We start from the raw sequence: 20,857 nt of genomic DNA, 5'->3' as shown, positions 1-20,857 counted from the left end.
GTGAGATAATGGACAAAACATCGTTAATTGGTATTATTTTAGCATTTATTGCACTGAGTGTCGGTATGGTTTTGAAAGGTGTGAGTCTAACCGCTCTTATCAACCCGGCGGCTATATTGATCATTGTGGTTGGGACAATTTCAGCTGTTGTCATTGCCTTCCCATCTAGTGAAATTAAGAAAACACCAAAATTATTCGGCAAAATTTTCAAAGATAGCAAGCTTCCAACGATACAAGAGATGATTCCTCTATTTTCAAACTGGGCACAAATTGCTCGTCGTGAAGGTCTTTTGGCATTAGAGGCAAATCTTGAGGAAGTCGATGACGATTTTCTAAAGAACGGCTTAAGCATGGCAGTTGACGGTCAAAGTGCTGAATTTATTCGCGACGTCTTAACAGAAGAAGTCGATGCCATGTCGGAGAGACATCAGTCAGGCGCATTAATCTTTACACAAGCTGGTACATACGCTCCGACTCTAGGGGTACTTGGTGCCGTTGTCGGACTTATTGCCGCACTTGCAAACATGGGAGACATTGAAGCACTTGGACATGCGATTAGTGCTGCCTTCGTCGCCACACTTCTAGGGATTTTTACAGGGTATGTGTTGTGGCATCCATTTGCCAACAAGCTGAAGCGTAAATCAAAGGAAGAAGTAAAGCTTCGTCTCATTATGATTGAAGGGATTCTTTCTGTCCTTGAAGGCCAGTCTCCAAAGGTCATTGAGCAAAAACTTCTGATGTACTTACCAGCAAAAGAACGTGCAAATCTTGTCATTGAAGAAGGAGAAAAACAGAATGGCTAGGAAACGTAAAAAACATGATCATGAAGACCATGTAGATGAGTCTTGGCTGATCCCTTACGCCGATCTTCTTACGCTTCTTCTCGCCCTCTTCATTGTGCTGTTTGCATCTAGCTCCATTGATGCGGCAAAATATGAACAGATGGCTAAATCGTTTAATGTTGTCTTTACTGGCGGCACTGGCGTAATGGACCAATCAAGCATGCAGAGCACCGAGGAAACAGAAAACAGCAATCAAACCAAAAAATCCGCAGAAGATGAAGAAGAAGAAGCAAAAGCGAAAGCTCGTGACCAAGCGGTTTTAACAAAGGTTAAAAAGCAAGTAGATTCATTCATTGCGGATAAAAAACTTGGTTCGAAGCTTGAAACAAAGCTGACGGATGAAGGTCTGCTTATTACAATTGAAGACAGCATCTTCTTTGATTCTGGGCGAGCGGTAATCCGCTCGCAGGATGTTCCGTTAGCCAAAGAAATATCCAAGCTGCTCGTCATTAACCCTGCTCGTGATATCGTCATTAGCGGACATACAGATAACGTTCCGATTCGGAATTCTGAATTTGAATCCAACTGGTATTTAAGCGCCATTCGTGCGGTCAACTTTTTAAATATTCTCCTTGAAAACAGCAACCTAGACCAAGAGAACTTTAGCACAAAAGGTTACGGTGAATTTAAACCGATTGCCTCTAACGATACCGCAGAAGGCAGAAGTAAAAACAGACGCGTCGAAGTTCTTATTTTGCCAATTGAGAAAAAAGCAAAATAAATAGGAAGCCAGCAGCTTCCTTTCAGATCATGACAAAGGGCTAAAATGATGTTTATTTTAGTCCTTTGTTTTTCTTATGAGCGCGTTTGCAAGCACTTGTCGTTTATCGGTGCGCAGGACTGACACCATATGCGCGGATTAGTCTACATACTAAAAAGGAAGCCAGCGGCTTCCTTTTTTATGTGTTTATTCTTTATGATCATATAAATGCTTGGCACGCAGTCCTACATGTTTGAGCATATCGATGCAGGCATCCTTTTCCTCTTCACTAAGCACACTGATCATCTCGTGAATCTCTTTTGCATGATCTGGGAAGATGTCATCAAGCAAAGCTCTTCCCTGCTCCGTAATATGTGCAAATGTCACCCTGCGGTCTTCTGCACAAGCTTTCCGGCTAAGGAGTTCTTTTTTCTCCAATTTATCAACCACATACGTGATACTTCCGCTTGCGAGTAAGATCTTATCACCTATTTGCTGAAGCGGCTGATCACCTTTATGATACAGCAATTCTAATACAGCAAATTCAGTCGGATTCAGACCGTGCTTTACAATATGTTTGTTCATGTGGTGATTAATGGAGCGATAGGCACGTGATAGTACAATAAATAATTTCAAAGATTTCTCAACATTATGATTTTCCATTTTTTTATCATCCTTTATGAAATGCAACCCACTAATGTGACATTAATAAACAATAAGTAAAATGTCAACATGTTGAACCATTTTTAGCATGAAAAAGAGACCAGAACGAATCACCTAATTTTTTAAAAATCTCACAAGTCATCGTAATAAAGATAGGTTCAATGCTATAATAAGTCTATTAGGTAATACGTTGGAGCGATGAATCATGAGTATACTGAAAGGGTTTTGGAAGAAGATCAAGCTTTACCTTATTTTGGTCGTGATTCCAACCCTCATCATTAGTTATTTTATCTACGAAAAAGAAACTGAGAAAATTGATGTAAAAAACAAACAAACCGCTACACTTATGTTAAATATTCACAAAAACCAAATGAATTATTTAATCAGTGAAACAGAAGCAAGATTAACTTCCCTTGCCATGGGATTTGACCAGCCGCTTGAAACGAAAAGAGTACAAAACATCCTAGAGAAAATCTATAAACAAGAACCTCGTTTTTCAGGCCTGTATCTCCTAGACCAAAAAGGAAATGTCACAGCCAGCACCACACCATTAAAGGAAAAGATCAACCTGTCATTTAGAGATTACTTTAAACGTATTCAAGTTACAAAACAGACCGTCATCACAGATAACTATGTAAGCCGCATTACTAAGCAGCGGATTCTCTCCATTTGTGTCCCTGTTTTGAATGAAAACGACGAAGTCACGGATGTGCTAGTCGCTGCGATTCAAATTGATTATTTAAGAAATATTATGAATGTATTAAACCCAGAGCTTCATTTTAAGATGCTGAATCAAAATGGAGACGTTGTGTTTACAAGTGGTCCACAGCCAGCATCTGAAAGTGATAGCACCGTGTCTACATATTTAGATGAAAACAGCTGGAAGCTGGAGGTTTTTCCGCAGCGTGCGACAACAAGTGAAGTACTGTCTGTGATGCTGTTTCCTTTATCCAGTGCATTTATTCTCTTAAATATCTTATTCACACTCGTCCAATATATCATTTTAAGACGACAAACCCAGCAGGAACGCCACCAAAATGAAGCACAAAAACTTGAACTCATTGGAACACTCGCGGCAAGTACAGCGCATGAAATTCGCAATCCATTAACAGGCATTAGCGGATTTATTCAACTTTTGCAAAAGAAGTATCGTTCAGAAGAGGATCAGCTTTATTTTTCTGTCATCGAGGAAGAAATTAAACGGATTAACCAAATCGTCAGTGAGTTTCTTGTGCTAGGAAAACCAACGGCTGAAAAGTGGCAAAATAATTCTGTGAAAGAAATTGTGAGTGAGATCATGCCCATTGTATTTTCTGAGGCGAACCTTTATAATGTCGAGGTTGATTTGCAAATCAATACCATTCAAGATGTTGGCGTGTATTGCACGAAGGATCACATTAAACAAGTGGTATTGAATGTAGCGAAAAACTCGTTAGAAGCGATGCCAAATGGCGGTCATTTGAAGATTGTCATTGAGGCTGAAAAAGAACAGGTCATCATAAAAGTGAAAGATACAGGTGAAGGTATACCAGAAGAGATGCTGAAACATATCTTCCTCCCTTTTATTACGTCGAAGGAAAAAGGAACAGGTCTTGGGCTTGTTGTGTGTAAACGAATCATTTCGATGTATGGGGGGACAATCGATATCGAGAGCGAAGTGAATAAAGGAACAACCGTGATCATCATGCTCCCTTCTGCACACTAATAGCTGAAACATTCAGCCGGTTTTGCTAATGGCAAGACCGGTTTTTTTGATGTCAATAAGAAGGACGATTGACAGAAAGGAGACTCATTTGTGATACAAGATCATGAAAGGAAGCAACAGATTGTTGTTCATGAAAAAGAAGATATTGATACTCATTCATCAAGTTGTCCAGTTCTTGACTATATTTAATTGTCGTCTCACCTGTATAGCCTTCTACTTGAGCAGCTTCTACCATTTGTCTTCTCTTTTCATCAATTGACATTAATAGCTGTTCTTTCCGTACATAAATATTCATGATCTCAGCTCCCGCTATGAATTCGTCTGTCTACGCTCTAAATGATCCGACACCAAAATTATACTTTATTTGTAAATTAAATTAAATATGCTTATTTTATTTAATTTTTTACAGCCTAAAGACCTTTTACCCAATGAATTCTGGGGGTAAACTTCAAAATTGGACAGGACTGACACATTGATTAAACAGAATTTTATCCTATGCAGAAGACCAAAATCAACTATTTTCTCTCTCATTTTATGTCTATTTTCCTAAAAAAAAGCTGATCTTCCGCCTCATGCGAAATGATCAGCTCCCACTATTAAACCGTTTCTTCTTCGTAAATTGGCACCCAGCCCTCAGTTGTGACAAATATGCGAACTGCGACGACTTGACGATCTTCTTGAAGTGTAAAGTAGTGACGAATATTCGGGGGCACAGAAATTAAATCACCTGGATTCAGTCTCACATCAAAAAAGACGCCGTCTTTGCCTTGAATGGCAAAAATTCCATGACCGCTCACGATAAATCTGACTTCATCATCCGTATGATGATGCTCACGTTTAAAGTTTTGAAGCAGTTCATCAAGGTTAGGAGTCGCATCTGATAATGAAATCACATCCTGCGCTTTGTATCCTCTTCGCTCGGAAATACTCTTTATTTCCTCTTGAAACACAGTTAAAATTTCTTCCTTTTCATCATCTGTTAAATCGTACTTTTCTGATAACTGTTTTGGTAGTTTTTCAATATCCCAATGTTCATAAATGACCCCTTGCTGTTCTAAATACGCCTGAACCTCTTGTTCGTTCTCAAGTAACGTGTTCTCTTCATTATGAATGTAAATGGTCGCCATGTGTGTTTCCTCCTTTTTATTTAACAAGCTGCTTTTGATAAAGCGCTACTTTCAAATGATAGGTAAATAAAAATTCATAAGCCTCTAAGACTCGTTTGGCTTCAAATGCGCTTTTCCCCCAAACGGTGATGCCATGATTACGAATGAGTACAGCACCAGCATCGTCCGTCAGGTGCACTGCAAATTGCTCTGCAAGGTGCGGAATATGAGCTGGGTTTTCAATAATAGGAACAGTAACTTCTGCATCCTCTTCCCAATAACCAAGCGCTTTGATGATTTCGTTGCCTTTAAAACGAATTTCTCCTTTATCGCCATACAGCTCAGAAATGACATTGTTATCGATCGTGTGGACGTGAAGACAACATCCTGCTTTCGTCCGCTCATAAACGTATGTGTGAAGCAGTGTTTCAGCTGATGGCCTGAGCGGCTCATTCGGATGAACCGGCTGACCTGCTGCATCAACAAGAACAAAATCTTCATCGGTTTCTTTTCGTTTATCTTTGCCACTTGCCGTCACCAAAAACGTGATGGGATCATCCGACACTTTTATCGATAAATTGCCGCTCGTTCCGTAAAACCAGTCTCTTTGTGCCAATTCACGTTTGACGTCTGCTAGTTCCTTCCAGCGTTTACTCTTCTCGTCTGCCATTCCTTCACTTCCTTTATTTGATCAAATTGCGCTTTTAGATCAACAAATGTTTCATACTCTTTATGTACGAGTCCTAGCTCTTTACATTCGTTCAGTAAATAATCACGCGCAAACGTGAGATCCGCATGTTTCGCTGCCTCAATATCAGTCACTGAATCACCAATCATGATAATAAAATCATCTTCCTGCGTCAGCTCTCGAATAATGGAAGGCTTGCAGCAGCCACAGCCATTTTGGCATTCTGAATCACAGGCATGCGGCCATTCAATTTGAATATGGTCTTCTTTAAATGATGCATGGTTACAATAAATATTCTCTTGTTCGACAATCCCTTCCAGGATGGGATAGACAAAAAAGTCCATACCGCCGCTGAGTACATAGAAAGGAATGTCTGCTTTTTTGACATCATCGACAAACTGTTCAAATCCTTCACGAATCTCTGTATCCTCTAAAATAAATGACCGAATGGCTTCTTTCTGATCACTCGTCAGTAACTGAAACATCTGTCCGACGCCTTCTTGGATCGTGATTTCTTTTGCTAGAACACCATCCTTCCATTTCGTCCATTCTTTTGGAGCAAACTGCTTCATGATGCGAATGATATTATCATTTTTCGTAATCGTGCCATCAAAATCACAACATACAATTGGTTTTTTCATTTATTCTGCTACCCTTCCCCAAAGATCAAGTGCTGCTTGTAAGTCTTGACAAGTTGATGCTTTTTCTTCGATAGACTCTTTTTTGACCACCGCATCAATGATCGAACGAAAGGCTTTCCCTCCTCCGATTGCTCCCCGCGGATGTCCGTGAATTCCCCCGCCTGCATTAATGACATGATCAAGTCCAAAATCTTTGATTAAGATCGGCACCATTCCCGGGTGAATGCCTGCTGAAGGAACAGGAAATGTTTGTTGAACTGTATCCTCTTTCACACATGCTTCGAAAATGCCAAAGGCATCTTTTTTCGGAAGGGCGACTGATCCATAAGGAGAGGGAAAAAGACTTAAATCAGCGCCAGCATATCGATTTAATTTGCCTAAAAGAAGGGAATGCGAGAATCCATAGTCTGGAGAGGATGTCATTGCACCGCTCACTGCTGGATGTGCCATGATCGGCAATGGGATCTCTGGGTCTTCAGCCAAGCTTTGCATGACATCAAGTCCATAGGCAAAAACGTTGAATAAAAGCGCATCAGCCCCGAGTTCGGCTGCCTTTCTTGCTCGATCTTTCAAATCAAAAGTTTTCCCAGTTAAATTAACAGCATAAAGCGTGCGATGTCCTGTCTCTTCATATGTTTCTTTTAATATCTTTTTTCCTTCCTTGATTCGATCTTCAAAAGGCGCTAATGGGCTTTCAAATAAAATCTCATCATCTTTGATGAAGTCTACTCCACCTAAAGCCTGTAAGCGGAGCTGTTCTTTTAAATCCTCCATATCACGGCCGATCACGCCTTTAAAAATACTCATCAATAGCGGCCGATCAAACACGCCTACTTTCTTTCGTATCCCCTCAATGCCAAATACCGGTCCTGGAAGACAGCGTTTAAACCTTTCCGAAAATTCGATATCGACGAGCTTTACTTTCCCATCCAGTGAAAGCTTTCCAAAAATCGTCGTCAACACCGCTGGTATATCAGCTGAAAAGTTCGCCTCAGGATAAGCAATGGTCACCTCTGATTGATACAGACCACCAATTGCGGGGGACTGTTCTTTTACGCTCACCACACGGCCTTTATGTTTTTTCAGCTGCTCCTTTTTGAGCTGCGGCAAGTCCGTCCATGACCCGACCGTTAACCCAAGTGCGATCTGCTCTGCTTTTCGGTCTATTTGTTCATCCTCTCGATGTGTTAATACGTATGTTGCCAGTAGTTCACTCACTAGGAATCCCCTTTCGATTGCGTCCTGTATATGGTCAATAAAAAAACCTCTTTAAGTGCTTGATCAGCGCGTTAAAGAGGTTTCGTCTCATTCATCCGAATCTTATCTCTCAGCGCTTGCTGCAAGAATTAGCACCGTGCTTCATGGAAGTCGGTTGCCGGGCTTCATTGGGCTAGTCCCTCTGCCTACTCTTGATAAGAATATTCAATTTTCTTAAATATTGCCTGAATTATCGCACCATTTTTTTACGTTGTCAATGGCTTTTTTTCAAATAACTGCAAGGCAGCGATACGATCAGCGGCTTCCTTTAGCCGCTCCTCACTTGTTAAAAGACCGACTCTGACGTAGCCTTCACCGTGAGCACCAAAGCCATTCCCCGGTGCAACAACAACATGTGCTTTTTCTAATAATACATCAGAAAAAGTTTCAGATGTATACCCTTCAGGCACCTTTAACCAAGCAAAAAAAGAGCCCTTTGGCGCACTGACGTCCCAGCCAATCTCTTTGCATGCAGCAATCCAAGTGTTTCGTCTTTTTTCGTACCGATCATTTTGTACTTGGACGCACGTTTGATCGCTTAAAAGTGCTTCTGCTGCTGCATCTTGAGTTGCTTTAAACAGTGACACAAACAGGTGATCCTGATAAAGCTCAATGGCTTCGATAACAGAGGCATTCCCTGCTGCAAAACCGACTCTCCAGCCAGCCATATTATACGTTTTGGACAATGTATAGATTTCAATACCTGTCTCTTTTGCTCCGTCTATTTGCAGGAAACTGAGGGGCTTTTCGCCGTCAAATCCTATGCCACCATATGCAAAATCATGGACTACACACATCTTATTTTCACTCGCAAACGCAACAGTATCTTCAAAAAATGTCCGGGTTGCAGTCGCACCAGTCGGATTATTTGGGTAATTTAAGTACATCAATTTTGCTTGATTCTTATCTTCCTTAGACAGTTGGTGGTAGTCAGGTAAAAAATCATTTTGTTCAAGAAGAGGCATTGTGACCATGCGAGCTCCGGCAAGCACAGCGCCTGACCAGTAATCTGGATATCCTGGATCTGGAACAAGCAGCGTATCACCTGGATTCAGTAAACATTGAGGCAATTCGACTAGTCCCGCTTTCCCTCCAAATAAGATGGCAATCTCTGTTTTTGGGTCAAGCGTGACGCCATATTCTCTTTCATAAAAAGCAGCTGCAGCCTTCTTTAGTTTCGCTGTCCCGCGGAATGAGGAGTATTGATGATTTTCAGGTTTTGCTACCGCTTCCTGCATCGCTTTCACAATATGTGGAGGAGTGGGCTGATCAGGATTTCCTTGACCTAAATTAATCACATCTGCCCCTTCCTGCATTTTCTTCTGCACTTTTTGAACAAGCGACGCAAAAAATTGTTTCGGTAAATGTTTCAATACATCTGATTGCTGGAATTCCATTTTTTCACCTTCTATTCAAGTTACGTGACAATACAATCACTGTAATGGATTGTTTTATGAATTGTAAAGCAATTTTGAAAAAAGATTGACATGTGAACTGCAGCTCTGATAATATCTAGAATTAAGAAATGCAAGCAGACATGAAACAATTACATATTGATTTCTCTTATCGAGAGTTGGGCGAGGGATTTGGCCTTTTGACCCCAACAGCAACCGACCGTTAATACCACTGTGAAGTGGGGCGCAGCAAGAACAGCGCCAAGACAATTCATTGTCTTATAGGGCACGGTGCTAATTCCATCAGACGTATGTGCTGAGAGATAAGAGAGGCTTCGAGCATACACGCCATCAAGCCTCTTTCTCTCAGGAGAAAGAGGCTTTTTTATATGATTTGGAGGGGAAGCAATTGGTTACACTTACGGCATCATATGAAGAATTAACAGAAAGTTCGGCAGTTGCACTTGCCATTAGACTTGGCTTGATTCGAGAGAGCAGTCATTTGACATGTACTGAAATTGGCGACGGAAATTTAAATTACGTCTTTCATATTTATGATCACAAACAAGCAAAAGGACTGATTATCAAGCAGGCCCTTCCTTACGCAAAAGTCGTTGGAGAAAGCTGGCCGCTGACATTAGACCGCGCAAGAATTGAAAGTGCAGCACTCATCAAGCAATCAGAGTATGCACCACATCTCGTACCAGCCGTCTATTATTCGGATACAGCTCTTGCAGTGACGGCAATGGAGGATCTATCACACCTTGAAATCGTCAGAAAAGGGCTAATTGCCGGAAAACAATACCCGTATTTATCAGATCATGTCGGAGAATTTTTAGGCAAAACACTATTTTACACGTCTGACTTTGCCACAAATCCTAAAATCAAAAAACAATTCGTGAAACAGTTTACGAATCCTGATCTTTGTGACATTACAGAAAAACTCGTCTTCACAGATCCTTTCTTTGACAGCGAAACGAATGACTTCGAAGAGCAATTAAGAGAAGAGGCACAAGCACTATGGGCTGATCTTGAACTGCAAGCAAAAGCAGCCGAATTGAAACGGATCTTCTTAACCTCTGCTGAAACACTGGTACATGGAGATCTTCATACAGGCAGTATTTTTGCAAACGAAACGGAAACGAAAATCATTGATCCAGAGTTCGCTTTTTACGGTCCTTTCGGATTCGATATCGGTCACTTTATTGCCAATCTGTTCATCAATGCTTTATCTCATGAGAATGAGCAGGATCAGCAGCACCTTTTTGATCATGTCGTCAATGTGTGGGCAACATTCAAAGAAGTGTTCACAAAAGCATGGAAAGAAGACAGTATTGAAGCGTTTAGTGTATCGGACAGCTTTTTAGAAACAACCTTTGACCGTATTTTAAAAGAAGCCACCGGCTTTGCTGGCTGTGAGCTTGTTCGCCGAACCATCGGTCTTGCGCATGCGGCTGATCTCGATGCGATTCCATCACATTCTAGAAGGCTTCAACAGAAAAAAGCAGCACTTACACTAGGAAAAACATTGATCAAACAATATCATGCAGTGGAAACAGCGTCTGACCTCGTCGCATTATTCCAGCAAACTGTAAAGGAGTGACGAGTTTTGTCTAAAGAATTTGAAGTTCCCCGTTCCGTCGAATGGGAAGAAAACCGTATCAACATTTTGAATCAGCAAAAATTACCCGCTGAAACCGTGTTTGAGCATTTATATACAAAAGAAGATGTGTATGATGCCATTGTGACGCTAAAAGTGCGCGGAGCACCTGCTATTGGCATTACAGCGGCTTTTGGGCTTGCACTCAGTGCACAAGAGATTGATACAGAAGACATTGATATCTTTAAGCGAGAAGTCGCTCGCCTGAAAGAATATTTAAACAGTGCTCGTCCAACCGCTGTGAACCTTGCCTGGGCATTAGACCGGCTTTATCAGCGCACTCAGCGTGCTGCTTCGGTGAATGCAGCCAAAACTGATCTTGTCCATGAAGCCATTCAAATTCAAATCGAAGATGAAGAAACATGCCGGCAAATCGGTCAAAATGCTCTTCAGCTCTTTAAATCTGGTGATCGAATTATGACCATTTGCAACGCAGGCTCCATTGCCACAAGCCGGTACGGAACAGCGCTTGCACCCTTTTATTTAGCGAAAAAGAAAAACCTCGATCTTCACATTTACGCATGTGAAACACGTCCTGTCCTTCAAGGCGCTCGTCTGACGACATGGGAATTAATGCAGGGCGGCGTAGATGTGACGCTTATCACGGATAATATGGCAGCCCATACGATGAAAGAAAAACAAATTTCTGCCGTTATTGTTGGTGCAGATCGAATCGCTAGAAACGGTGATACAGCAAATAAAATTGGAACGTTAAGTCTGGCTATTTTAGCTAAACACTTTCAAATTCCATTTTTTGTGGCAGCGCCTCTTTCGACCTTTGATGTGTCAACTCAGGATGGGTCAGATATTCCGATTGAAGAACGCGACCCGCAGGAAGTAAAGGAATTAAACGGCATCCAAATTGCGCCTCCTGACGTGCAGGTATTTAACCCTGCCTTTGATGTCACTCCTCATCACCTCATTTCCGGAATCATTACAGAAAAAGGCATTATCACTTCCAACTATACAGAAGAGATTGATGCACTATTCACCGAAAGCGTGTCACTTTAATCAAACAAAAGCGCGGGGTTCTTATCATTTAAGAGCACCGCGCTTTTTTGTTTCGTTCGTTTTTGCTAATATTTCTTTTTTCTGCTCTTCTGTCAATACGTTCATTTTGACACATAGTGATGTGACGGCGTACATTTTATCTTTTTTGCCCCATAACATGTTAGCAGCCTCCTTTTTCCCTAGACCAACTTTTTTAGCTTAATAAAAGGATATGTCGCTCGCTAAACATTTGGAACAGGTCAATTCATTTATTTTTGAACAAATGGGATGCCTTCTAATTCTAACAGGATCGCTTTCATCCCTGTCTTCGTCCCTGCATAACCAGTCAGAGTCCTGTCTTTTCCAATGACCCGGTGACACGGGATAAAAATAGGCAATGCATTGCGTCTATTAGCTTGTCCAATGGCTCTGACAGCCTTTGGATTGCCGATCGCTTCTGCAATATCAGCATAGCTTTTTGATTCACCATACGGAATAGTAGAAAGTGCCTCCCACACTTGCTCTTGAAACGGAGAGCCTGCTTGCTTAAGCGGGAGATCGAACACTTTCCGATCGCCCTTAAAATATTCATCCAGCTGTTTTTTCGCTTCTTTTAATACAGGCGTTTCTTCTTGTTTAAAACGGTCTCTCTGTTTTTTGACCAAAAACGATTCATCATCAAACTTCACTTCAATGATGGCACCATCTTTCTCTAGTATGTATAATGCCCCGATTGGTGCGGTATAGACTGTATAATACACATTAAAGCTCCCCTTCTTGTTTCTGCTGCCGGAGTGGAAGCGTGAGATGGAACACTGTTCCGACCCCTTCTTCACTCTCTACTTCAATGGTTCCTTGATGCTCTTCAATAATTTTATAACTAACCATTAACCCAAGTCCAGTGCCTCTTTCTTTTGTTGTATAAAATGGTTCTCCGAGACGCTTTAGTTTATCCTCTGTCATGCCGCAGCCTTCATCACGAAGAGAAATCACAATGTGCTCCTCCCCCTTCCTTTGAATGCTCACGTAAACATTTCCTTTCTGAGGCATTACTTCAATCGCATTTTTTAAAATGTTAATAAAGACTTGCTTCAATTGATTTTGTTCACAGTAGATGAGCGGAATATCATCCAGCACATTTAAGTGCATTTGCACATTGCCAAGATTGGCCTGTGCGTGAAGAAGATCCATTGTGTCTTTGACAATTTGCACGACATTTTTTTCTTCATAGATGATGGCCTGCGGTTTTGCTAAAATCAGGAATTCTGTAATGATGGATTCGATTCTTTTTAGCTCTGATGTGATGACATTAAAATAGAGCGAATACTCCCCTTCAATGTTTCCTTTGAGCAGCTGAATGAAGCCTTTTAAAGCCGTCATTGGATTTCTAATTTCATGGGCAATTCCAGCGGCAAGCTCTCCGACAACATGAAGCGTATCCGATTTTCTTACCCGCTCCTCTAATTCCTTGCGCTCAGTCACATCTCTAAAGATGGCCAAATTCATGTTATGAATAATATTTCGTTTAAAAGAAAACTCCAAAATACGTTGATCTGGATGGTTCAGCACAAATGGAACTTCATTGTCCATCTCATCTAATGACATCGCCTGAGCTGGCTGCGCCAAATTTTCAATTTGATATGGCGCAAGGATATGAAAAAGGTTCATTTCCGTTAAGTGATCATCTTTGAGGCCAAGCAGTTCACTTGCGGAAGGATTCACATCAATAATCCGGTATTGATTATCGAAAAGAACAATGCCATCCATAGAGCCATTAAATACTTTACGGAATTTGAGCTCACTTTCTCGAAGCTCCTCTTCCATTCGCTTTCTGTCACTGACATTCCGTAAAATGGTTAAGTGCTGTCCTTCTAATACCGCATGCTTAGAGGTGAACTCAAGCTCTTTGAATTGGCCATTCGCCATTCTAAAGAGGAGTTCTTCTCTGATTTCAAGATTCCTGATATACCGTCTTCTTGTCGGCCGGTATCTGCGATCAGATTTGACTAGAAAATCCATGAGTTTCTTGCCAATCAGCTGATGCATCGGTAATTCGAAAATTCGGCAGGCGGATTCATTTGCCCTGACAATTTCTCCATCATCCGCCCAAATGATGATGGCATCCATCGCATTTTCGAATATTTCTCTAAAACGTTCTTCACTTTTTAGCAGCTTTTCTTCCATTAATCTTTTTTCTGTAATATCACGCATGATGGACATGTAAAAACCACTCATCACATTGGATGTGATGGTCAGTTCGAATAATTTGTGCTGCCCAGATTGAAGGGTAACAGGAAGTTCTCCCTTTGCTTTCCCTGTTTCTTTCAATGAAGTTAAGAGCTGCTGGAGCGCTGGAAGGTTTTCTTCTTCAACAAATTCATTTAAGTAGCGGTCTGTTAAATCTGTTTTTTGAAGTTCAAAGCTCTGGCAAAAAGAGTGATTGGCGTCAATCATACAACCATCCTGATCAAAAATGACCATACCGTCAATCGCTCGATCAAATAAATCTTTAAACAGCTGCTCATTCATCGAACGTTCTCGCTCTAATATTTTCTTTGAAGAAATATCACGCATGACGACAATATATTGTTGATTCACCACGTCGTGCTCTGCTGCAAATTCAATATATTTTGTCTCTCCATTTTCTAGTTGAATAGAGATCTCTCTTTTTAAAGTTCCTTTTCGAAAAAAAATCTCAAGTGAGCAGTCAATTTTGTTTTTCGGGATGCCGTATAGGAAATCTAGAACGGATTTATTGAGGAGGTCTTCTTTCGGTGTTTGTACAAGCCTGCATGTCGCTTCATTGGCTTGGATAATGTTGAGGTGCTGATCAAATATAAAAATGGCATCTAACGTCTTATTTAACAGCATTTTGTGCTGAATCAATTCATTTCGCAAATATTCGTTTTCTTTTTCTAATTTTCTGATATTTTTCGCACCATCGAGCGTTTCAGTCATTCTCTTACACTCCTTTTCCAGCCTCATTCCTCTACAATATTTCTACAAGATTTTCATTGTTCCTTCATTCGACTCATAAAAAAAGAGAACTTTTTACACGAGGCTTGCTTCATTTGTTTCATTTGGATGACACGATTGTATAACGATTCTCTTTTCTTACGCTTCTTTTACAACCGCTCTACAATTTCACATCAAATAGCGAAATGAGCCAATTTGTATTTTAAAATGGGGCAAATGAGGGAACAGTGCACTTAGAACGTTTATGTTCGAAAAGAAGCAGGAAAGGTGATGTTATGACGTCAACGAGAGACAGTTATTTTGATAATGCAAAATTTCTTCTGATTTTTCTAGTTGTTTTTGGTCATTTGTTACGGTCATTCATACATGATAATGACTGGATACTCTACTTATATAAATTTATTTATACATTCCATATGCCCGCTTTTATATTGGTGTCTGGCTTCTTTGCCAAAGGTTTTAGAAAACCAGGTTTTATGAAAAAAGTCGCAGTTAAGCTGATCATCCCATATTTGATTTTTCAGGTCATCTATTCTGTGTATTATTATTTCTTACAGGATCAAAGCATCTCTAACTTAAATCCGATTGATCCGCAATGGTCTTTATGGTTTTTAATCAGTTTATTCTTTTGGAACTTACTACTCATTCCTTTTTCAAAACTGCCATTCCACTGGGCAATGATTGTCAGTTTATCGATGGCGTTACTTGTCGGTTACGTGGACAGCATTAGCGATACGCTCAGCCTATCTCGTACGTTTGTCTTTTTGCCGATGTTTTTAGCTGGCTTTTATTTAAAAAAGCAGCACTTTGAATTTATCCGAACAAGCAAAGGGAAACTGACTGCACTTCTTGTACTGTTGGCCGTGTTCATGTTTTGCTATTTTTATGAATTCGATTATTCCTTTTTATTTGGGTCACAGTCTTACGCTTCTCTTGGAGATGAAGGACTCATTGCAGCGATGAAACGAATGGCATGGTATTTACTTGCATTTGCTGCTACCTTTAGTTTCTTTGCATTAGTCCCAACCCGCCGGTTCTTCTTTACCAAATGGGGCACAAGAACGCTTTATGTCTATTTACTTCATGGCTTTGTGATTAAGCTTTTAAGAACGACTTGGTTTGATGATTGGGCTCTAAATACGGCAAGTGTATTGATTCTATTGCTACTTACGGTCCTCTTAACCTTTACCCTATCTAGTACATTTGTTAAAACTGTTGCACAACCAGTCATCGAGCTCAAAATGACCAGTCTGATGCGAACCATTACTGGCAGACAAAACAGTTATATTAAATAGAAAAAACGATCTCTCTGGATCGTTTTTTTTTCTATTTATTTTTTGTTTTTCTGTTCAGTATGACATTCATCGTTTTTTTTAGGATTCATTAAGGTATCAATCCATTTACTGCTGTTTATATCTCCCAGCTCGCTGCCAAATTCCTCTTCCAAGATATCAGGGTTCATCGGTTTTTTATGGTCTTTCATATCTTTACTTTTCACATGTTTTTTAGTCACGAGATGCTCCCCCCTGTTTACCTTGATGAGAATTTCGGTTCGCCTGACGGTCTTCTGATTGCTCGTCAAATTGTGTTTGTCCTTGATCGTGTGCCATGCTTTCTGTAGGCGTCATATTATTCGTGAGTGCTTCATTTTTTGCTGTTTTTCTTTTCATCTGTCATCATTCCTTTTTAACATGTTTAGTTCTTCGCTCAATTGATCAAACAGCTCTTTCATTTGTTTGACTGTCACTGGTTTTTCTTCAGGCTTTAACTCATATCCAATTTGCCCATTCGCTTCTAGCGTTGCTTTTTTGAGACTGCTGATGTCTGTGATGCCCTGCTGCTTTAAGCGCATTTTGAATTGGTCCCTTGTCAGCCGCGTTTTTTTCAGCTTGTGATCAAGCATTTCTCCATCCTCTAAAATCACCACAGACTTCCCTGAAACCAATTTTTCAAAAAAATCAAATTGAATCGACAGCTTTTCCATAATCACAAGCGCCACAATAAAAATGGCGGCCGCATAAATGGTTTCAAGTAAATTATGCTCAATAAAGGGTTGGATAATAATCGATCCAATCGAAATCATGATGACTGTCTGTTGAACCGTTAATTGACTAATGGATTTAGGCCCTGCTATTCTCAGCAGCAAAGTACCAACGAGCAGCATTACAATTGCTTTCCATAACACATCCAGCACGTCTCTTTCACCTCTTACCTATAGATTGCGAACATCCTTTGTGATTTAGCCAGTTATATAATGGAAATAAAAAAACCCAGCATTCAGTAGGAATGCTGGTCTGATTGTTGATAAAGAGTTAAAATGATCTTTATTTTAGCTCTTCTTCTTTTCAGCGTGATAGAAAACCTTTGCAGTCTAGAAAAGTCGAGCACCGGCGGAGCGGAGCGAATTTGACATTCGTGAGCACCGGAGCACAGATTTGACAACGAATGCGAGGGTTTGTCTACACGCTGAAACCAGCATTCAGTAGGAATGCTGGTTAGCCGATGATCACACGCTCTTTCGGATAATGATAATTCGCTTCACTTTCCCGGCGGCCAATTAAATACAAGAAGCTTGGAATTCCAATCCGTCCTATAAACATGACGACCATAATAATACACTTACCAAATACGGACAAGTCAGACGTAATTCCGAGCGACAGTCCCGTTGTTCCGAAGGCAGAACAAACTTCAAATAAAGTTTCAAGAAGTGTATGATGGTCTGATAAAGTTAACAGAAACGTAGCACCAAACACTAAAATAAAGGCCATCATCGTCACCATGAGGGATTTATTAATGTCCGCTTGATGAAGCTCTCTTTTAAAGATTTTAATGGACTTATTTCCTCTCGCAAAATGAAACAAAGCAAGTAAATTAAGGGCAAACGTGGTTGTCCGAATTCCGCCCCCTACCGAGCTTGGAGATGCCCCGATAAACATCAGCAAACATAAAAATAACAGTGTCGGCTCTGTCAATTGCGTAATATCTAATGTCGAAAGCCCGCCACTTCTGGTAGCTGTTGATTGAAACAAAGAATAAAACAAGATTTCATGCCAGCTCTTCCCTAGAAAAGTAAACCGGGCTTCAAGTGCATAAATCCCAATTGCCCCAACGACAACAAGCAGGCCAAACGTGATTGTTGTAATTTTCGTAAACAATGAAAACGATGCATGTTTTCGGTCTTGATTGAATAAATAATCCTTTACTTCGACAAGTACCGGAAAGCCAATAGCGCCAAAAATGATGAGAAGCATCGTAATAAATTGGACGAAATAGTCATCTTTATAAGGAATTAACGAATTTCCAGTAATATCAAATCCTCCATTGGTTGTGGCACTGATACTAGAGAAAAATCCGTGTAAAAAAGCACCTTGCACATCGTAATACTTTAGAAAATACATACTTAAAATCAGACCGCCTACAAACTCAATCAGTAAGATTAAATATAAGACCTGCTTCATGAGTTTTACAATTCCTGATAAGTTGCTCTGGTTTTGGTCTGCCATAATTAATTTTCTTTCTTTAATGCCGATCCTTTTTCGCATAACCAGCCAGACGAATGTACCAAGTGTCATAATGCCGATACCCCCGATTTGCAAAACAAATGCAAGGATCCACATCCCGGTCACACTAAATGTTTGTGACGTATCGACAACAGTCAGACCCGTGACACTGACAGCACTCACAGCTGTAAACAGCGCATCAATAAATGTCCATTTGACTCCTTCTTGGTGAGCCACTGGCAGGCTGAGTAGAATGAACGACACGGTCACAGCAAGAAAATAATAAAGGGCAATCAGCTGAAAAGCCGACAGCCGGTCGATTAGTTTTTTCATTGGATTCATGGTTATTCCTTCTTTTATCTTTCTTTTCGAATACTATATCATTTTAATGAAAAGAAAGAAGATTTTAAAGGTATTTTGTGCTTTATTTACTTTTTCATCAAAAAGAAAAAGACATCCTTACGCAGAATGTCTTTTGATCTTTCTTATTTTGCTTCTAGTCTTCTAATTCTTTCGTTTAAATCAGGGTGTGTTGAGAAAAGAGAAGCTTTTCTTTTACCACTGATTTTCAGTGTAGCAACAGCTGCTTGATCATCATCTTTAATTCTTGATGTATACGCCTCTAGTGAACGAAGCGCATGAATCATTTTATCTTTTCCTGCAAGGTCCGCACCGCCGCGGTCTGCATGGAATTCACGATGTCTAGAGTAAGCAAATACGACAAGGCTTCCTAAGATAGAGAAAATAATTTGGAAGACGATCACAGCGATAAAGTGAACAATCGGCACAAGCTCTTCTCGTGGAACGAAACGGCTTGCGATCCATGCCGCAATTCTTGAAAGGAAGACAACAAACGTGTTGACGATTCCTTGAAGTAACGTCATTGTGACCATGTCACCGTTCGCTACGTGAGCGACTTCGTGAGCGATAACCCCTTCAACTGCTGCATCATCCATTTCATGAAGCAATCCAGTTGATACGGCAACAAGCGATCTTCTCTTAGAAGGACCTGTCGCAAAAGCATTTACTTCAGATGATTGGTAAATACCGACCTCAGGCATTTTAGAAAGTCCTGCTGCTCTTGATAGTCTGTGAACGCGGTCAACAAGCTGCTGCTCATCATATGTTAAAGAATCCTTTTCTGGATTTAACACACGCACACCCATCATCATTTTTGCCATCCAGCGAGACATCGCTAGTGACATAAACGAGCCTACAAAACCAACAACTGCACTGAATACAAGAAGATAAAGGATATTAAGTCTTCCGTCTGCTCCTATATAAGAACCAACACCAGTTGCTGCACTAATAACCGATAGGACAATACCAATCGTAGTGATAACAAGAATGTTCGTTAATATAAACAGAAATATTCTTTTACCCATACATAACCTCCGCTGTCATATTAAGTTCATTTGAACTTATTAATAAAATTATAAAAATAAACGTCTCAAATTGCAAGGAAAAAGGAATCGTTTTCTATGTTTATCATACTGGCTCAAACCTCGTCATTTCAATGATTACGCTACTTGCATCCGCTAAAAAGTGAACAAATTGTGACGCAGCGGTCCTATTTTAGTTTATTTTGCATTTTCATTAAAAAGAGATTATGATGTTGAATTAGATCAATAATCACGTTTTTGACGTACAAATGAGGTGGAACATGGTGACTTTTAAATTAACGAGAATTGACATGACGAGACTTCTGTATTCTCTAAAAGGCGAGGGAGATCTGACTCCGCTTCAGCTTTTGAATTTATCTGTAAAAAGCGATAAGGAACATGAATATGATGAATTAAAAATCCCTTCGTTTTTTGAAAAACTCGAACGGCGGAAGCAAAAATCAGAGCACGGGCTTTCAACGAACGAAATCGTTGAGCTTGGCAACTTGTGTGAGCTGACTTCTCTTAAATCGACAGCCATTCAAAACTGGATCAAGCGCGATATTAAAGATATGATCGGCCATCCAGAGCTTGGCAAGAAGTACTCCATTGATCAGGTCGTTATTTTATTAATTGTCCGGGATTTAAAATCAGTATTTGATTTTGATTCTATTCGTATGATCTTATCTGCCTTATTTAATACGATCACAGATCGAACGGATGATATTATCAGCCCCATCCGTTTTTATGAAGCATATGCGCACGTCCTTGATTTTATTTATCACCATACACATTTTCCATTAAAGGAAACGAATTTACGAGAAATGACAGAAGAGCAGACGGACAAGCTCCACGAAGAGTTTACAGAATTGACGAAGCCGCAATGGCATTTGATTAAAGGCATTATCAGTTCTACCGTTTTCTCCGTTTTCACTTCTCACTTGCAAAGCACAGCGCAAGAAATGATGTTTAATACGCTTCAGCTGAAAAAGGCTTAAAACAGAGCCCGAGGTGACCTTCATCACCTCGGCTTTTTTGTGCAGCAATTGCCAGCATAATTGCAGGCTGTTTTTTTCAAAATAAGAAGGCGCAACAAACATGAGGTGAAAGGAGGAATCTGTGATGGCAAATCGAAATCAACTTCTTGTTCCTGGAGTAGAACAAGCATTAGATCAATTTAAATACGAGATCGCTCAAGAATTTGGCGTGACTCTCGGTTCAGATACAGTCGCACGTTCAAACGGTTCTGTTGGCGGCGAGATGACAAAAAGACTCGTACAGCAGGCGCAATCTCAAATGGGCCATTCAACTAAATAAAGACATGGTGAAATACGCCGGATCTATTCTGGCGTT

General features: G+C 40.4%; 23 protein-coding genes and 1 riboswitch. Of the genes, 8 read left to right on the top strand and 15 right to left on the bottom strand.

Annotated elements, in window-relative coordinates:
* Positions 1-8: 8 nt before the first annotated feature.
* Positions 9-803: a flagellar motor stator protein MotA gene (motA, locus tag MHB38_RS06975; RefSeq protein WP_008346088.1), complete on the top strand. Its 795-nt coding sequence runs from the start codon at positions 9-11 to the stop codon at positions 801-803.
* Positions 796-1,563: a flagellar motor protein MotB gene (gene motB, locus MHB38_RS06970; RefSeq protein ID WP_024719648.1), complete on the top strand. Its 768-nt coding sequence runs from the start codon at positions 796-798 to the stop codon at positions 1,561-1,563. Before motA ends, motB begins: the two co-directional genes overlap by 8 nt.
* Before the next feature lie 186 nt (positions 1,564-1,749).
* On the opposite strand, the gene MHB38_RS06965 is transcribed toward motB, so the two are convergent.
* Entirely contained in the window at positions 1,750-2,205 is a 456-nt protein-coding gene (locus MHB38_RS06965; RefSeq protein ID WP_003211701.1) for a MarR family winged helix-turn-helix transcriptional regulator, read from the bottom strand.
* A gap of 205 nt (positions 2,206-2,410) precedes the next feature.
* Between MHB38_RS06965 and MHB38_RS06960 the strand changes: the two genes are divergently transcribed.
* Positions 2,411-3,910, top strand: a complete 1,500-nt coding sequence (locus MHB38_RS06960; protein ID WP_008346092.1) for an ATP-binding protein — start codon at positions 2,411-2,413, stop codon at positions 3,908-3,910.
* A gap of 52 nt (positions 3,911-3,962) precedes the next feature.
* On the opposite strand, the gene MHB38_RS06955 is transcribed toward MHB38_RS06960, so the two are convergent.
* The 6 genes from MHB38_RS06955 to MHB38_RS06930 form a co-directional block, all read right to left on the bottom strand.
* A complete protein-coding gene (locus tag MHB38_RS06955; protein WP_008346101.1) occupies positions 3,963-4,205 on the bottom strand; it encodes an aspartyl-phosphate phosphatase Spo0E family protein in 243 nt (80 codons plus the stop codon).
* Between the two features lie 301 nt (positions 4,206-4,506).
* Complete coding sequence (locus tag MHB38_RS06950; RefSeq protein WP_024719646.1) at positions 4,507-5,037, bottom strand: 1,2-dihydroxy-3-keto-5-methylthiopentene dioxygenase; 531 nt, start codon at positions 5,035-5,037, stop codon at positions 4,507-4,509.
* A 16-nt stretch (positions 5,038-5,053) separates the two neighbouring features.
* Complete coding sequence (locus MHB38_RS06945) at positions 5,054-5,686, bottom strand: methylthioribulose 1-phosphate dehydratase (RefSeq protein WP_341002978.1); 633 nt, start codon at positions 5,684-5,686, stop codon at positions 5,054-5,056.
* The gene (locus MHB38_RS06940; RefSeq protein ID WP_017367123.1) at positions 5,650-6,345 is read right to left on the bottom strand and encodes a 2-hydroxy-3-keto-5-methylthiopentenyl-1-phosphate phosphatase; all 696 of its coding nucleotides are present in this window, start codon (positions 6,343-6,345) and stop codon (positions 5,650-5,652) included. Before MHB38_RS06940 ends, MHB38_RS06945 begins: the two co-directional genes overlap by 37 nt.
* Positions 6,346-7,563, bottom strand: a complete 1,218-nt coding sequence (gene mtnW / locus MHB38_RS06935) for a 2,3-diketo-5-methylthiopentyl-1-phosphate enolase (RefSeq protein WP_341002976.1) — start codon at positions 7,561-7,563, stop codon at positions 6,346-6,348. It abuts the gene before it with no gap.
* A 99-nt stretch (positions 7,564-7,662) separates the two neighbouring features.
* A riboswitch (SAM riboswitch) is annotated at positions 7,663-7,764 on the bottom strand.
* A 44-nt stretch (positions 7,765-7,808) separates the two neighbouring features.
* The gene (locus MHB38_RS06930) at positions 7,809-8,999 is read right to left on the bottom strand and encodes a pyridoxal phosphate-dependent aminotransferase (RefSeq protein WP_135226810.1); all 1,191 of its coding nucleotides are present in this window, start codon (positions 8,997-8,999) and stop codon (positions 7,809-7,811) included.
* Positions 9,000-9,405: 406 nt separating this feature from the next.
* On the opposite strand from MHB38_RS06930, the gene mtnK reads away from it, so the two are divergent.
* Positions 9,406-10,599, top strand: coding sequence for an S-methyl-5-thioribose kinase (mtnK, locus tag MHB38_RS06925; protein ID WP_341002972.1), 1,194 nt, complete (start codon positions 9,406-9,408; stop codon positions 10,597-10,599).
* A gap of 6 nt (positions 10,600-10,605) precedes the next feature.
* Positions 10,606-11,667, top strand: coding sequence for an S-methyl-5-thioribose-1-phosphate isomerase (gene mtnA / locus MHB38_RS06920; protein ID WP_216099285.1), 1,062 nt, complete (start codon positions 10,606-10,608; stop codon positions 11,665-11,667).
* Positions 11,668-11,691: 24 nt separating this feature from the next.
* On the opposite strand, the gene MHB38_RS06915 is transcribed toward mtnA, so the two are convergent.
* From MHB38_RS06915 to MHB38_RS06905, 3 genes are all read right to left on the bottom strand, one after another.
* Positions 11,692-11,826 carry a hypothetical protein gene (locus tag MHB38_RS06915; RefSeq protein WP_017359454.1) on the bottom strand — a complete coding sequence of 45 codons (135 nt, stop codon included), beginning with the start codon at positions 11,824-11,826 and terminating at the stop codon, positions 11,692-11,694.
* Between the two features lie 89 nt (positions 11,827-11,915).
* Positions 11,916-12,407, bottom strand: coding sequence for a methylated-DNA--[protein]-cysteine S-methyltransferase (locus tag MHB38_RS06910; RefSeq protein ID WP_008346117.1), 492 nt, complete (start codon positions 12,405-12,407; stop codon positions 11,916-11,918).
* Between the two features lies 1 nt (position 12,408).
* Positions 12,409-14,604, bottom strand: a complete 2,196-nt coding sequence (locus tag MHB38_RS06905; RefSeq protein WP_019743075.1) for a PAS domain-containing sensor histidine kinase — start codon at positions 14,602-14,604, stop codon at positions 12,409-12,411.
* Between the two features lie 293 nt (positions 14,605-14,897).
* Between MHB38_RS06905 and MHB38_RS06900 the strand changes: the two genes are divergently transcribed.
* Positions 14,898-15,917 (top strand): acyltransferase family protein, encoded by a 1,020-nt coding sequence (locus MHB38_RS06900; protein ID WP_081114181.1) that lies wholly within the window; start codon positions 14,898-14,900, stop codon positions 15,915-15,917.
* 35 nt (positions 15,918-15,952) lie between these two features.
* Here MHB38_RS06900 and MHB38_RS06895 read toward each other — a convergent pair whose 3' ends face one another.
* From MHB38_RS06895 to htpX, 5 genes are all read right to left on the bottom strand, one after another.
* Entirely contained in the window at positions 15,953-16,135 is a 183-nt protein-coding gene (locus tag MHB38_RS06895; RefSeq protein ID WP_050827210.1) for a hypothetical protein, read from the bottom strand.
* Positions 16,128-16,292, bottom strand: a complete 165-nt coding sequence (locus tag MHB38_RS06890; protein WP_008346124.1) for a hypothetical protein — start codon at positions 16,290-16,292, stop codon at positions 16,128-16,130. The genes MHB38_RS06895 and MHB38_RS06890 overlap by 8 nt, the downstream gene beginning before the upstream one ends.
* Positions 16,289-16,816 carry a DUF421 domain-containing protein gene (locus MHB38_RS06885; protein ID WP_019743078.1) on the bottom strand — a complete coding sequence of 176 codons (528 nt, stop codon included), beginning with the start codon at positions 16,814-16,816 and terminating at the stop codon, positions 16,289-16,291. The genes MHB38_RS06890 and MHB38_RS06885 overlap by 4 nt, the downstream gene beginning before the upstream one ends.
* 301 nt (positions 16,817-17,117) lie before the next feature.
* A complete protein-coding gene (locus MHB38_RS06880; RefSeq protein WP_007498761.1) occupies positions 17,118-18,464 on the bottom strand; it encodes a TrkH family potassium uptake protein in 1,347 nt (448 codons plus the stop codon).
* 143 nt (positions 18,465-18,607) lie between these two features.
* A complete protein-coding gene (gene htpX, locus MHB38_RS06875; RefSeq protein WP_008346130.1) occupies positions 18,608-19,507 on the bottom strand; it encodes a protease HtpX in 900 nt (299 codons plus the stop codon).
* 278 nt (positions 19,508-19,785) lie between these two features.
* Here htpX and MHB38_RS06870 point away from each other — a divergent pair, with 278 nt between their 5' ends.
* Together MHB38_RS06870 and MHB38_RS06865 are read left to right on the top strand one after the other, a co-directional pair.
* Positions 19,786-20,502: a DUF1836 domain-containing protein gene (locus MHB38_RS06870; protein ID WP_236810407.1), complete on the top strand. Its 717-nt coding sequence runs from the start codon at positions 19,786-19,788 to the stop codon at positions 20,500-20,502.
* 124 nt (positions 20,503-20,626) lie between these two features.
* Complete coding sequence (locus MHB38_RS06865; protein ID WP_017367112.1) at positions 20,627-20,821, top strand: alpha/beta-type small acid-soluble spore protein; 195 nt, start codon at positions 20,627-20,629, stop codon at positions 20,819-20,821.
* Positions 20,822-20,857: the final 36 nt, after the last annotated feature.

The sequence above is a fragment of the Bacillus sp. FSL K6-3176 genome (assembly GCF_038003325.1).
In the GTDB taxonomy this organism is placed as follows: Bacteria; Bacillota; Bacilli; order Bacillales; family Bacillaceae; genus Bacillus; species Bacillus altitudinis.
This window is presented reverse-complemented; position numbering and strand designations above follow the sequence as displayed.

What these genes read in the sequence shown, in the direction of transcription:
- MHB38_RS06870 (WP_236810407.1), top strand. Translation starts at nt 19,786, where the DNA reads ATGGTGACTTTTAAATTAACGAGAATTGACATGACGAGACTTCTGTAT.
- MHB38_RS06900 (WP_081114181.1), top strand. Translation starts at nt 14,898, where the DNA reads ATGACGTCAACGAGAGACAGTTATTTTGATAATGCAAAATTTCTTCTG.
- MHB38_RS06950 (WP_024719646.1), bottom strand. Translation starts at nt 5,037, where the DNA reads ATGGCGACCATTTACATTCATAATGAAGAGAACACGTTACTTGAGAAC.
- motB (WP_024719648.1), top strand. Translation starts at nt 796, where the DNA reads ATGGCTAGGAAACGTAAAAAACATGATCATGAAGACCATGTAGATGAG.
- motA (WP_008346088.1), top strand. Translation starts at nt 9, where the DNA reads ATGGACAAAACATCGTTAATTGGTATTATTTTAGCATTTATTGCACTG.
- MHB38_RS06955 (WP_008346101.1), bottom strand. Translation starts at nt 4,205, where the DNA reads ATGAATATTTATGTACGGAAAGAACAGCTATTAATGTCAATTGATGAA.
- MHB38_RS06960 (WP_008346092.1), top strand. Translation starts at nt 2,411, where the DNA reads ATGAGTATACTGAAAGGGTTTTGGAAGAAGATCAAGCTTTACCTTATT.
- MHB38_RS06940 (WP_017367123.1), bottom strand. Translation starts at nt 6,345, where the DNA reads ATGAAAAAACCAATTGTATGTTGTGATTTTGATGGCACGATTACGAAA.
- MHB38_RS06965 (WP_003211701.1), bottom strand. Translation starts at nt 2,205, where the DNA reads ATGGAAAATCATAATGTTGAGAAATCTTTGAAATTATTTATTGTACTA.
- MHB38_RS06865 (WP_017367112.1), top strand. Translation starts at nt 20,627, where the DNA reads ATGGCAAATCGAAATCAACTTCTTGTTCCTGGAGTAGAACAAGCATTA.
- MHB38_RS06930 (WP_135226810.1), bottom strand. Translation starts at nt 8,999, where the DNA reads ATGGAATTCCAGCAATCAGATGTATTGAAACATTTACCGAAACAATTT.
- MHB38_RS06880 (WP_007498761.1), bottom strand. Translation starts at nt 18,464, where the DNA reads ATGAATCCAATGAAAAAACTAATCGACCGGCTGTCGGCTTTTCAGCTG.
- htpX (WP_008346130.1), bottom strand. Translation starts at nt 19,507, where the DNA reads ATGGGTAAAAGAATATTTCTGTTTATATTAACGAACATTCTTGTTATC.
- MHB38_RS06945 (WP_341002978.1), bottom strand. Translation starts at nt 5,686, where the DNA reads ATGGCAGACGAGAAGAGTAAACGCTGGAAGGAACTAGCAGACGTCAAA.
- MHB38_RS06905 (WP_019743075.1), bottom strand. Translation starts at nt 14,604, where the DNA reads ATGACTGAAACGCTCGATGGTGCGAAAAATATCAGAAAATTAGAAAAA.
- MHB38_RS06915 (WP_017359454.1), bottom strand. Translation starts at nt 11,826, where the DNA reads ATGTTATGGGGCAAAAAAGATAAAATGTACGCCGTCACATCACTATGT.
- MHB38_RS06890 (WP_008346124.1), bottom strand. Translation starts at nt 16,292, where the DNA reads ATGAAAAGAAAAACAGCAAAAAATGAAGCACTCACGAATAATATGACG.